The organism is Anaerococcus obesiensis, from assembly GCF_016599815.1.
In the GTDB taxonomy this organism is placed as follows: Bacteria; Bacillota; Clostridia; order Tissierellales; family Peptoniphilaceae; genus Anaerococcus; species Anaerococcus vaginalis.
This window is the reverse complement of sequence record NZ_CP067016.1, coordinates 278843-291391: the sequence shown is the minus strand read 5'-3', so window position 1 is coordinate 291391 and position 12549 is coordinate 278843. Positions and strand designations below refer to the sequence as shown.

At 28.5% G+C, this 12549-nt stretch carries 14 protein-coding genes; 13 read left to right on the top strand and 1 reads right to left on the bottom strand.

The annotated features are described in order from the left end of the window. Positions 1–244: 244 nt before the first annotated feature. The 8 genes from I6H46_RS01495 (at position 245) to I6H46_RS01460 (ending at position 7412) form a co-directional block, all read left to right on the top strand. Positions 245–949 (top strand): N-acetylmannosamine-6-phosphate 2-epimerase, encoded by a 705-nt coding sequence (locus I6H46_RS01495; protein ID WP_019118609.1) that lies wholly within the window; start codon positions 245–247, stop codon positions 947–949. 30 nt (positions 950–979) lie between these two features. Beyond that, complete coding sequence (locus I6H46_RS01490; protein WP_200226019.1) at positions 980–1900, top strand: dihydrodipicolinate synthase family protein; 921 nt, start codon at positions 980–982, stop codon at positions 1898–1900. Positions 1901–1911: 11 nt separating this feature from the next. Next, positions 1912–3417, top strand: a complete 1506-nt coding sequence (locus I6H46_RS01485; RefSeq protein WP_019118607.1) for a sodium:solute symporter — start codon at positions 1912–1914, stop codon at positions 3415–3417. A gap of 15 nt (positions 3418–3432) precedes the next feature. Continuing rightward, positions 3433–3882 (top strand): YhcH/YjgK/YiaL family protein, encoded by a 450-nt coding sequence (locus I6H46_RS01480; RefSeq protein ID WP_019118606.1) that lies wholly within the window; start codon positions 3433–3435, stop codon positions 3880–3882. Between the two features lie 57 nt (positions 3883–3939). Next, positions 3940–4839 carry an ROK family protein gene (locus I6H46_RS01475; RefSeq protein WP_019118605.1) on the top strand — a complete coding sequence of 300 codons (900 nt, stop codon included), beginning with the start codon at positions 3940–3942 and terminating at the stop codon, positions 4837–4839. Positions 4840–4848: 9 nt separating this feature from the next. Next, positions 4849–5664, top strand: coding sequence for a MurR/RpiR family transcriptional regulator (locus I6H46_RS01470; protein WP_019118604.1), 816 nt, complete (start codon positions 4849–4851; stop codon positions 5662–5664). A gap of 73 nt (positions 5665–5737) precedes the next feature. Beyond that, positions 5738–6793, top strand: a complete 1056-nt coding sequence (locus I6H46_RS01465) for an enoyl-CoA hydratase/isomerase family protein (protein WP_200226017.1) — start codon at positions 5738–5740, stop codon at positions 6791–6793. Positions 6794–6890: 97 nt separating this feature from the next. Further along, on the top strand, positions 6891–7412 hold the full coding sequence (locus I6H46_RS01460) for a cysteine hydrolase family protein (RefSeq protein ID WP_200226015.1): 522 nt from the start codon (positions 6891–6893) through the stop codon (positions 7410–7412). A 244-nt stretch (positions 7413–7656) separates the two neighbouring features. Here I6H46_RS01460 and I6H46_RS01455 read toward each other — a convergent pair whose 3' ends face one another. Continuing rightward, positions 7657–7833, bottom strand: coding sequence for a hypothetical protein (locus tag I6H46_RS01455; protein WP_200226013.1), 177 nt, complete (start codon positions 7831–7833; stop codon positions 7657–7659). Positions 7834–8344: 511 nt separating this feature from the next. Here I6H46_RS01455 and I6H46_RS01450 point away from each other — a divergent pair. From I6H46_RS01450 to I6H46_RS01430, 5 genes are all read left to right on the top strand, one after another. Next, complete coding sequence (locus I6H46_RS01450; protein WP_234287382.1) at positions 8345–9313, top strand: alpha/beta hydrolase; 969 nt, start codon at positions 8345–8347, stop codon at positions 9311–9313. Between the two features lie 343 nt (positions 9314–9656). Next, complete coding sequence (locus I6H46_RS01445) at positions 9657–11231, top strand: Ig-like domain-containing protein (protein ID WP_200226009.1); 1575 nt, start codon at positions 9657–9659, stop codon at positions 11229–11231. Beyond that, a complete protein-coding gene (locus tag I6H46_RS01440; RefSeq protein WP_200226007.1) occupies positions 11216–11488 on the top strand; it encodes a hypothetical protein in 273 nt (90 codons plus the stop codon). The genes I6H46_RS01445 and I6H46_RS01440 overlap by 16 nt, the downstream gene beginning before the upstream one ends. A gap of 204 nt (positions 11489–11692) precedes the next feature. Continuing rightward, a complete protein-coding gene (locus tag I6H46_RS01435; protein ID WP_200226005.1) occupies positions 11693–12274 on the top strand; it encodes a hypothetical protein in 582 nt (193 codons plus the stop codon). Then, positions 12256–12534 carry a hypothetical protein gene (locus I6H46_RS01430; protein ID WP_200226003.1) on the top strand — a complete coding sequence of 93 codons (279 nt, stop codon included), beginning with the start codon at positions 12256–12258 and terminating at the stop codon, positions 12532–12534. The genes I6H46_RS01435 and I6H46_RS01430 overlap by 19 nt, the downstream gene beginning before the upstream one ends. Positions 12535–12549: the final 15 nt, after the last annotated feature.

Sequence of the window (12549 nt, the reverse complement as noted above, 5' to 3'; positions counted from 1 at the left end):
ATTAAATTTTTATTTTTTTTCTAAAAAATATTTTAAACCAGAGTAAATTTTTAATCAGCTTTTAGCAAATGATTTTAAAAATATTATTTTTTCTGAAATTAATTTCGTAAAATTCAAAAATCATATATTGGAAAACGGGAAAACGAATTTTGTGGATTTATTTTGTGAAAGTTATTTCAAAATAAATTAAAATATTGAAATTATATTTACGATGTAATATACTGTAACCATCAAGGAGGTAGATATGGTTGATATAGAGGAAATAAGTTCTATTAAAGGGAAATTAATAGTGTCATGTCAAGCCTTGCCAGATGAGCCTTTACATTCATCATTTATAATGGGAAAGATGGCAAAAGCTGCTAAGCAAGGTGGAGCAAAGGGTATCAGAGCTAATACGTGCGAAGATATTAAAGAAATAAAAAATGAAGTTGATTTGCCAGTTATTGGTATTGTAAAAAAAGATTATGAAAATTCTAAAGTTTATATTACACCAACTATGAAAGAAGTTGATGATTTGATTTCATCTAAGGCAGAAATAATTGCTATGGATGCTACAAAAGATTTAAGACCTGGTGGAATTGGGATTGATGAATTTTTTAAGGAAGTTAAGGAAAAATATCCTAATCAATTATTTATGGCTGATTGTTCTACTGTTGATGAGGCTATAAATGCTGACAAACTTGGGTTTGATTTTATTGGAACAACTTTGGTTGGATATACTGCCCAATCTAAAAATGATAAAATCGAAGAAAATGATTTCAAAATTCTTAGAGATATTTTAAAAAATGTAAATAACAAAGTTATTGCTGAGGGAAATATTAATACACCTGAAAAAGCTAAGAGAGTTCTTGAGCTTGGTGCTTACAGCGTAGTTGTTGGTTCAATTATTACAAGACCACAAGTTATAACTAAAAATTTTGCTGAAAAAATTAATGAATTAGAAAAATAAAAAATAAAAATATAAAGGAAGGGAAAAATTATGAGAAATTTAGACAAATATAAGGGAGTTATTCCAGCATTTTATGCTTGCTATGATGAAAATGGAGAAATTAGTCCAGAAAAAGTAAGAGAGCTTACAAAATATCACATTAAAAAAGGTGTGAAGGGTGTTTATGTAAATGGTTCTTCTGGAGAATGTATTTACCAAAGTGTTGAGGATAAAAAAATTGTTCTTGAAAATGTAATGAAAGAGGCTAAAGGTAAGCTTACTGTTATAGCTCACGTGGCTTGCAACAATACAAAAGATTCTATGGAGCTTGCAGCTCACGCAGAAAGTTTGGGTGTTGATGCTATTGCAGCTATTCCTCCAATTTATTTTAGACTTCCAGAATATTCTATTGCGTCATACTGGAATGATATTTCTTCTGCTGCACCAAATACTGATTTTGTAATCTACAATATTCCACAACTTGCTGGAGTTGCTTTGACAGGTTCATTATTTGCTGAAATGAGAAAAAATCCTAATGTAATTGGTGTTAAAAATTCTTCAATGCCAGTTCAAGATATTCAAATGTTCAAACAAGCTGCTGGAGATGATTACATAATTTTCAACGGTCCAGATGAACAATTTATTTCTGGAAGACTTATTGGGGCTGAAGGAGCAATCGGTGGAACATATGGTGTAATGCCAGAATTAATTTTGAAAATGGATGAGTGTCTAAAAAATAAAGATTTAGAAAAGGCAAGAGAAATTCAATATGCTGTAGATTCTATAATTTATAAAATGTGCTCAGCTCGTGGAAATATGTATGCAGTAATCAAGGCTATTTTAAAAATAAATGAAAACTTAGATCTTGGTGGGGTTAGAAAACCATTTGAAAACTTGGTTGATTCTGATATGGAAGTTGTAAATGAAGCAGCTAAAATGATAAATGATGCAAAAAATAAATATTTAGGCTAAGGAGAAATAAAATGCAGGGATTTACAAAAATTGATTTAGCAATATTAATTGTATATTTGGCAGCAGTATTGTTTGCAGGTCTTCATTTTTCTAAAAAAGAAATGAAGGGCAAAGAATATTTTAAAGGCGATGGAACAGTGCCTTGGTGGGTAACATCAGTTTCTATTTTCGCAACACTTTTAAGTCCGATTTCCTTTCTTTCTCTTGCAGGAAATTCATACGCAGGAACTTGGATTATGTGGTTTGCACAACTTGGAATGCTTGTAGCAATTCCTTTTACTATAAAATTTTTCTTGCCAATTTATAGTAAACTTGATATAGACACAGCTTATCACTATCTTGAATTAAGATTTGATAGTAAAGGTTTAAGAATTCTTGGTGCTATTATGTTTATAATTTACCAAGTTGGTCGTATGTCAATTATAATGTATCTTCCATGTATGGTTTTATCAAAACTTATGGGAATAAATGTAAATATTTTGATTATAATCATGGGAGTTATAGCAATAATTTACTCATATACTGGTGGACTAAAATCAGTTTTGTGGACAGACTTTATCCAAGGATCAGTTTTACTTCTTGGAGTAACTTTTGGACTATTTTACCTAATGGCAAATATTAACGGCGGATTTGGGGCAGTTGCAAACGAACTTTTCACAAATCACAAATTTTTAGCAGTAAACGAACCAATATTTGATGCAAATATATTTAAGGATTCAATATTTTTACTAATATTTGGAGCAGGTTTAAACACAATTGGCTCTTATGTTTCAAGTCAAGATATTGTACAAAGATTTACAACAACAACTGATACAAAAAAATTAAACAAAATGATGATAACAAATGGTTGTCTATCAATTTTTATTGCGACAGTATTCTATCTTATAGGAACAGGACTTTTCGTATTTTATAAAGTTCAAGCAAATCCATTGCCACCAGCAGCTCAACAAGATCAAATTTTTGCATCTTGGATTGCTTTTGAGCTACCAGTAGGATTTACAGGAATTTTACTTGCAGCAATTTATGCGGCAAGCCAATCAACACTTTCAACAGGATTAAATTCAGTTGCATCAAGCTGGGCTTTGGATATTCAAGCAAGCTTAAATAAAGATTTGAGTTTTGAAAAACAAACAAAAATCGGTCAAAGAGTTTCATTAATAGTAGGAATTTTTGCAATAATCGTTTCAATGATTTTGGCAAATGGAGATATAAAATCAGCTTACGAATGGTTTAATGGATTTATGGGACTTGTTTTGGGAATACTTGTAGGAACATTTATCCTTGGAGCATTTACAAAAACTGCAAATAAATTTGGAGCAACACTAGCCTTTATTGCAGCAAGTGGAGTTATGATTTATGTAAAATATTTCGTAGATCCAGCAAAAATTTCTTTCTGGTCATATTCAATTATATCAATAGTAGTATCTTTGGTAGTAGGACTTGTTGCATCAGCAATTTACAATAAAGTAAAGGGAAAAGAAATTACACTACCAAAAAATACAACAATTTATAATTAAGATTTGGAGTTTGAAATGATATTTGGAAATATAAAAAATTTAGATGAATTTTCATATTTAAGTGAAAAAATTAAGGAATGTTTTGATTTTTATAAAAATAACGATATGAAAAAAATGGAAAAAGGGACTCATCCTATAAAAGGCGAAGAACTTTTTGTAAATATCGTAGAATATGAAACAACTAATTCTGAAAATAGATTTTGGGAAGCTCACAAAGATTATCTCGATCTTCATCTTATGCTTGATGGAAGTGAACAAATTGATTTGAATTTTATCGATAATATGGACTTGGGTTCTTATAAAAAAGAAGATGATTATCAAGCAATGGAAGGCGAAAAAAATTCATCAGTAATTTTAACTGAGGGAGATTTTCTAATTTGTTATCCTAATGATGGTCATATGACAGCCATAAAAGTTAAAAATCCGCAAAAAATTAAAAAAGCAATTTTTAAAATCAAAATATAGGATATAATAGAGGCAGTGTGATGAGCATTTGCCTCTTATTTTTTAAAAGGAGATATTATGAAAAAATATATAAGCATAGATATTGGCGGAACAGCTATAAAATATGGACTAATTGATGATAAGGCAAATATTTTAGAAAATTATGAAATCGAAACAAATGCCCAAAAAGGCGGAGACCATATCCTAAATGAAGTTATAAAAATCGTAGAAAATTTTGTAAAGAAAAATCAAAATGACCAAATAATGGGAGTTTGTATTTCAACAGCAGGCGTAGTTGATACAAAAAACGGCTCAATTTATCACGCATCAGACTTAATTCCTAATTATATAGGAATAAATTTTAAAAAGGCAATCAAAGAAAAATTTGATCTTTCTTGTCAGGTTGAAAATGATGTGAATTGTGCAGGATATGCAGAATACAAGTCTGGAGCATCAAAGGACAGCTCAGTTTGTCTTACTCTTACAATTGGAACAGGAATTGGAGGATGTGGAATAATTGATGGAAAAATAATCCACGGGGCAAATGGTTCGGCTTTTGAAGTTGGATATATTAATATTAGAAATGATAAATTTGAAAATCTAGGTTCGGCAAAAACTTTGGTTGAAAAAGTTGCTAAAGAAAAAAATGAAGATATATCATCTTGGGATGGAAAAAAAGTTTTTGAAAATGCAAAAAAAGGCGATGAAATTTGCATAAAAGCAATTGATGAAATGTGTGATGTTTTGGGACTTGGAATTGCAAATTTATCTTATATGTTAAATCCTGATACAGTCGTACTAGGCGGTGGAATTATGGCACAAGAAAAATATTTGAAAAAAAGAATTGAAGAAAAAATTTCCCTATATTTGGAAAAAAGGTTTTTCGACAATATGACCTTAAAATTTGCCAAACACCAAAACCAAGCAGGAATCTTGGGAGCTTATTATAATTTTAGAGATTTGGAAGAAGAAAAATAGGAGAATATTTTGGACTATTATAATAAATCCGTTGTAGAAATAATAGAATCAAATTACGAAAATTTTACAGAAGTTGAAAAAAATATAGCAGATTTTTTCATTCACAATAACAAAAGAGAAGATTTTTCTAGCAAAACCATAGCAGAAAAATTATTTGTATCTCAAGCCTCCCTTTCAAGATTTGCACAAAAATGTGGATTTAGGGGATACAGAGAATTTGTTTACCAATATGGAGAAGATTTTGTAGAAAAAAATGAAGATATAAATGGAAATGTAAGCCAAGTTTTAAATACTTACCAAGAATTATTGAACAAAACCTACAGCCTAATCGATGAAAATCAAATTAAAAAAGTAATAAAATATATAAGCAAGGCTCACAGAGTTGTAGCTTGCGGAAAAGGCTCATCAGGACTTGCAGCAAACGAAATGGAACTTAGATTTATGAGAATTGGAGTAAATATAGATTCCATAACAGATTCTGATCAAATGAAAATGAGAGGAGCTTTTCACGATGAAGATTCTCTAATTTTTGGACTTAGCATTAGTGGAAATACAAGCGAAGTTTTGCTTTTTTTGTCACAAGCACACAACAAAAATGCAAAAACAGTTCTTATAACTTCACAAGTTAGAGATTTGTATAAAGATTATTGCGATGAAGTAATCCTTGTTCCATCATTACAACATTTAAACTATGGAAATGCAATAAGTCCACAATTTCCAATTTCTATTATGGTTGATATTTTATATTCATATTTTGTAAAAGAAGATAAAAATATAAAAGAAAAACTTCACGGGGACACATTAAAAGCCTTAGGGACTGAATAATTTGTAAAATATTTAACGTATAAATTTCTTGACATTTTTCATTTTAAAAATATCCTAAATATAGGAGATTAAAATGATAAGAGAAAAAATTATAGAAAATGTAGGTATTATTTACCTCGACAGACCAGAAATAATCAATTCCTTGAATATGGAAATGGTAAAAGATATAGAAAAGATTTTGAAAAAATGGGAAGATAACAAGAAAATAAAGGTAATTTTATTTGATTCAATTTGCCAAAAAGGATTTTGTGCAGGCGGAGATTTAAAAGCAATTTATTACGATTACCTTTTAAATGATAAGTGCCAAAACAAAGACGAATTTTATGAAGAAGAATTTGTTTTGGATAGGTACGTAAAAGATTACAAAAAACCAATTATAAGCCACTATTTTGGCATAGTTATGGGTGGAGGAATAGGACTTACCGTAAATTCAGATTTTATAATTGCAGACGAAAACGTAAATTGGGCGATGCCAGAAACAAGATTAGGTTTTGTGCCAGACGTTGGGGTTTGCAAACATATTTCAAAACTCCCTCAAGCCCTTGGACAATATCTAGGTCTTTGTGGCGAAAGTTTATCATCATCAGATTTAATAAAATATGATTTGGCAGATATTTATATAAAATCAAAAAATTACGATAAAGTTTTAAATATTTTATTTTCCCTATCAAAAAAATATGATGGAGAAAAATTAATAGAAGAATTAAAAAAACAAACACAAAAATATAAGGCCCAAGATAGTAATTCAAAAATTTCAAGAAATAAAGAAAATATAGAAAAATACTTTTCCCATTCAAGCATAGAAGAAATTTTAAAAAGTTTAGAAGAAAATAAAGATGATGATTTTGCCAAAAAAACATTGGAAAATTTAAAAGAAAGAAATCTTTTTATGCTTTTTTTACAATTTGAAAAATATTTTATTTGCAAAAACCTAACTAAAGACCAAGTTTTTGACCTTGACCTAAAAATTTTAAAATACGCAAGAAAAACTGGAACAATGAAAGAAGGAATAAGGTCATTAATAATAGACAAAGAAAGTGCAAATTGGAAAGAAAAATCACTAGATCAAGTTTCAGTAGAAAAAATAAAAGACTTATTGGGAATAGAAAAATTATATAAAGAAAGATAAACTTAGGATAAAACCTAGGTTTATTTTTTGGACTTTTCTAAGTTGATTTAAAAAAATATAAGTTATATACTAATAAAAATACCAAAAAGGAGAAAATATGGACGTATTATTAGTAATTGATTTGCAAAATGATTTTGTAGATGGAGCGCTAGGAAACAAAGACAATGATAAGATTGTAAAACCTATAGAAAATTTAGTAGAAAATTTTGATGGAGAAGTAATTTTTACAAGAGATACACACGATGAAAATTATTTAGAAAGCCTAGAAGGAAGTCATTTGCCAGTAAAACATTGCATAAAAAATTCAAAAGGTTGGCAAATAAAAATTGATACAAAAAATCACAAAATAATTGACAAACCATCATTTGGATCTTATGAGCTTGTAGAATATTTAAAGAAATTAAATGAAAAAGAAAAAATTGAAAATATCTATATGGTAGGAATTTGCACAGATATTTGTGTACTTTCAAATGCCATACTCATAAAAAACGCCCTATTAAATACAGAAGTAACAGTAATAGAAGATTTGTGCAAGGCAACAAACGAAAAAAATCACAAAATAGCCATTGAAGCAATGAAATCTTGTCAGGTAAATATCATAGATTCTAAAGGGAAATAAAATTCAAACTCCCCAAAAATAATTTTTAAAAATCTTATAAAATCGACTTCTAAGTTTTAATGTGCAAAAATAATCTTACTTGGAAATTACTTCAGGTGGGAGTGCACAAGATTTAAAGTGAAAAAGTCAGGGATTCAAGTCCCATATTTTCCAAAAAATATTTTAAAATCTTGAAAAAATAGGCTTTTGTGATATAATCTAATTAAGAGAAAAACTCTTACAAATCCTTGATTTATTCAAGGTATTATGGTGAACAAACATGGCAACCGCCAAAAAAAGACAGTAGGTGCGAACTACTGTCTTTTTCTTTCACTTGTTTTTGGAATAATATTTTTTTACAAAAAATAAAATCAAACCAACCAACAAGGGGAAAATAAAATTTTCCAATATTATGGCGAACAAACTTATCACCGCCTTTCACCTATTAAGTAATAGGCAAAAATATTATATCATAATAAATAAATGAAAATCATCAACCTTGAAAAACAAGTCCTTTGTGATATAATTTAGATAAGAGAAGAAAACTCTTGTCAAAAAACCCTTGATTAATTTCAAGGAATACGGATGTGAGAAATGTGGAATCACCACAAAAAAAAGACAGTAGGTCGCAACTACTGTCTTTTTATTTACTTGTTTTTGGAATAATATTTTTTTACAAAAAATAAAATCAAACCAACCAACAAGGGAAAAATAAAATTTTCCATTACGGATGTGATCAATCAAATCACCTCTTTTCGCCTATTAATTAATAGGCAAAATATTATATCATAATGAGATTTTATTTTTGAAATTATAAATTAAAAAGTTAAATATTTATTCAAATTAAATTAAACTTGTAAAAATATGGCATTTATTTGTGAAAAAATTTGTGGATTGAAGAATTTTTTTCCATATTGTATAATAAAACCAATATTATTTTGAGGAGATTAATGATGAAAAATAAAGTGAAAATAATAGTAGGAATTCTTTCTTTGGGATTGATTTTTGGGGGATGTAAAAATGAAAATAGTAAAGAAAATCCTTCATCAGATCCTACAATTGCATATTCTAATAAGAATTCAAATAAATCAAACGAAGAAAAAAATAAAAAATCTGATGTTGACAAAAAAGACCAAGGAAAAGTTGTTGATGGGTCAATAAATTCTGAAATTTTAAAACAAAATTGGAAATACAAAGTTTATTTGCCAAATGGTTATGATGAAAAAAGCGATGAAAAATATCCAGTTTTATATATGCTCCACGGTTTTGGCGGAAATTCTTCTTCAATTCTTGAAAAATCAAATACAAAAGATATGCTAGATAAAATTATGAAAGATAAAGAAAACAAAATGATTGTTGTCTTTGCTGATGGATTTTCTTCATTTTTCGTTGATAGCGACTATGATAAAAAAATGGAATCAGCTATAAAAGAGGAACTTATAAAAGAAATTGATGGAAAATATAAAACAGATGCAAACAAAACAAAAAGAGCAATCGGAGGATTTTCTGTAGGTGGCTACGGGGCAGCAAGTCTTTCGCTAAGAAATCCAGATTTGTTTTCAAAAGCTCTTTTGATTTCTCCAACACTTTGGGATAAACTTGATGAAGATAGCCTTATTAGGAGAAATTATATGGCGTTTTCAGATGGAAAGCAAATGTGGTCTGATGAAATTTATAAAGAAAAATTTCCTTCAAATTTTATAAATGAAAATACAAAAGATATTAATTTTTATATTAGAGCAAGCGAAGGCGATTCAAAAATAAACATTGAAGATGTAGAAAAATTCAACAAAGACTTAGAAAAATCTGAAATAAATACACAATTCAAAAAAGACGGCAAAGAATTCGACCACGATTGGGATTATTGGAATAAAATTACAGAAGAATCTTATATGTGGGTTTTGGAAAAATTTAATAAATAAATTTTGAAAAATTCTCTTGATTTGAAAAAATTAAGAGGATTTTTTTGTTTGAAAAATTTTTTAAAATAATTTTTCATAAAAAATAAAATCATCAAAATTTTAAATTTATATTAATCATTTATTTAAATAATATATCTAAAAAAGATTGACTAAAAAACTATAAAGTTATATAATTAATTATAATTAGAAGTGTGTAAAAATTAGGAAATTTCAACTTTTAATTTAAAAAAATTATAACTAATTTCTTTAATTGATTATACTGAAAAAATTAGATTTCAAAGCTAATTAAAGAAGAAAAAATATTAATTATAAATAAAAATCGAATTTTCAAAAAGGAGTTATTATGAAAAAGATTTTAAGAAAAATGATGTCATTTGTTATGGCTGTTTTTATGGTTTTACAAGTGATGTTGCCAGCTTTTTCAACCACATCAAAAGCTGAAGAAGAAAAACCAAATTCTATAAAGGGATTAGAGGAGATGAAAGATGATACCGATGTATATTTTTCAATCCTAAAATCACAGGAAATTTATGACAAAAGCAAAAAGAAAAAGGACGAAAATAAATTTTCTATAGCAATTTCTATGCCCGATACAACTTCGCAATTTAGGCTTATAAAAAGAAATGACCTAAAATTGTATGAAGATGGATATTTTGATACAAACGAAAAGGCAAGCAAGGAATATTGGCGAGTAAAAGATATGCTAAATTCCCAAGGTCTTGACCTTGATTTGGAAATCATAAAAGAAGATGAAGGCTATAAAATTGTAACAAAAGACCAATTAGAAAAGCTTGAAGAAGACGAAAATAAGAATATTTACGGTCAAAATTATTCCTACATAGATTTAAAAATAATGGATGATTTTGATTTTAATGAAAAAGGAATTCAAAAATTATTTGATGAAGATAAATTATTATTTAACTTAGAATTTATCAAATACACAAGCCTAGATCCTGATTTTGAATTATACGAAAAAGACGAAAAGGGAAATTTAAAAATCAAAAACCAAGGGGATCTTTTTGCCCTAATTCGTGAAGATAAAATAAAATTATATAATACAAACTCCTTAGAAGAAGATTACAATAAATTAAAAGCTTACAAAGAAGAAAAACAAACCGAACAACAAAAGGCTAAGGATGAAAAAGAGCAAGAAAATGCTCCAAGCCAAAGCCAAGAAGAAAAAGTACAAGATGAAAAATCTTCTTCTAATAAAGAAAATCTTTCACAAGATAAAAAAGAACAAAAAAACAAAGAAGATACAAAAGAAAACAAGGAAAGCAATACAGAAGTCCAAGTAGAATCAAAGGAAAATACAAAAGAGAACACAGAAAATAAAGATAATAAAGATTCTACAAAAGAACCAAAAAAAGAAGAACAAAAAGAAAAATCTTCACAAAAAACTCAAACACAAGAAAAAAGTGAAGATAAAAAAGAAAAGAATACTACAGAGAAAAAAGGCTTGTTGCCAAAACTTAGAATGTTATTTTTAGGTCAAGACGAACCAGCAAAGGTACAAGTAAGAGCAAACCAAAATAGAGAAAGTGAACCTAGTTTAGAAAACAATAAATTCACAATCATGACAAGGTTTGAAACATCAAACCAAGCTGGTTCTATACAACCAGGTCAACATTTTGATATAAAACTTGACGATAGGCTAATAGTAAAAGATCCAAAAAGTCTAAAACCAATAACCTACAAAAATGATCAAATAGCAACTCCTTCTTATAATAAGGAAACTAATACAATCACATATAGAATAACAAAACAAATTAAAGATAATGCAAAAATTCCTCTAAATATTGATGTTGATTATAATGTTGCAAAAATTAAACAACTTGATGGAGATGCTAAAAAGCATTTTATACAAAATACAATAAGTGGACCTGGAGTAAAAGAAACAAATTGCCACAAGTTGTAGTAGATGATAAGGGAAATGTAATAAATACAATTGCAGAACCAGGAAGTCATCAAGTTTTAGAAATTGTAGATCAAGGAGAAGATTACCAAGTATATATGGATGCAAATGGTACTCCTGTTTTGACAGATGGAGAATTAACTGCAATTGATTGGACAGTACATTTTTCAGCAACAAAAGACTTACTGGATTTAGGACTTATTTCAAACGCTACTCTAGTAAAAGGATCAGGTTTAAAAATTTTGAAAATATTATTTTAAATGGAAAACCTATTGATTCAGATGATATAACAACAAACGAAATCGAAGGAAAATTTGGTATAAGAGAATCCAAAATCATACCCTAAAAGAGTCAACAAAAGATGTTGTAGTTAATTTCCAAACACCAATAATGGGAAAACAACAAACATACATGATAGACTTTTCAGTTTTACTTAAAATAGAGGGAAAACTGGTGCAGTAAGATTGCTTTTTGATAAAGGGTATCCTGAACAAAAAGTAAAAGATGATACATCCATTCGTGTAGGAATGAATAATAGAACTACAATAATGGGAGAATTTACAAGCAATGATTCTGCAAAATGGACAGTTACAGATGGAGTATCTACAGGAGATGAAAATCATGGTCTTCCTCTTCAAACAAGAGAATTATCAGGAAAACAAAGCCTAACATCATCAAAAATGGCAGTTTATGGAATAGATACAACAACAGGCAAGATGGTTGAAAAAATTGGAGAAACAGACTTAAATAAAACTATTCCAGAAAAAGAAACAAATCCAAGCGAACCTCAACTTCCAGGAAGAATAGCAGTTTACGAATACAAGACTAATATAGATGAAGACGAAGCAGGATATACATTAGCTGGAGTAAACATAAATAAATATGAAGATGTAAAAGTAAATCAAAGTTGGAATAAACTTGACACCCAAAAAATTCCAGACCAAAAGATTATAGTTGAAGATGAAAAAGGAAATACAATAAAAACAATAGATGTTCCTGGAGAAACAGACTATAAAGTCAAAGAGATTTGGTACTTGATAAGGTAAAAACATGGAATATTTCTGCTGATGGAAAAGAAGAAAAAATAAATCATAAATTAATTCAAGAATTCCCAGCTGATTTTCAAGAAGGTACAAAAACCTACACCTACACAGAAGTAGCTAATTACCAAAAATCAGATGATAAAGTTCATCATCTTGTAAACTGGATATCAGAAAAAGACGAAAGCATAAATGCAAACTTTACAATAGTAAAAACCGATGCAAAAGATGGAAATAAAAATTATCAGGAGCAACATTTACATTAGAAAATGCTGATGGAG

Bases quoted from the DNA above. Each gene is read 5' to 3' on its own strand.
- I6H46_RS01495 (WP_019118609.1), top strand. From the start codon at position 245: ATGGTTGATATAGAGGAAATAAGTTCTATTAAAGGGAAATTAATAGTG.
- I6H46_RS01490 (WP_200226019.1), top strand. From the start codon at position 980: ATGAGAAATTTAGACAAATATAAGGGAGTTATTCCAGCATTTTATGCT.
- I6H46_RS01485 (WP_019118607.1), top strand. From the start codon at position 1,912: ATGCAGGGATTTACAAAAATTGATTTAGCAATATTAATTGTATATTTG.
- I6H46_RS01480 (WP_019118606.1), top strand. From the start codon at position 3,433: ATGATATTTGGAAATATAAAAAATTTAGATGAATTTTCATATTTAAGT.
- I6H46_RS01475 (WP_019118605.1), top strand. From the start codon at position 3,940: ATGAAAAAATATATAAGCATAGATATTGGCGGAACAGCTATAAAATAT.
- I6H46_RS01465 (WP_200226017.1), top strand. From the start codon at position 5,738: ATGATAAGAGAAAAAATTATAGAAAATGTAGGTATTATTTACCTCGAC.
- I6H46_RS01460 (WP_200226015.1), top strand. From the start codon at position 6,891: ATGGACGTATTATTAGTAATTGATTTGCAAAATGATTTTGTAGATGGA.
- I6H46_RS01450 (WP_234287382.1), top strand. From the start codon at position 8,345: ATGAAAAATAAAGTGAAAATAATAGTAGGAATTCTTTCTTTGGGATTG.
- I6H46_RS01445 (WP_200226009.1), top strand. From the start codon at position 9,657: ATGAAAAAGATTTTAAGAAAAATGATGTCATTTGTTATGGCTGTTTTT.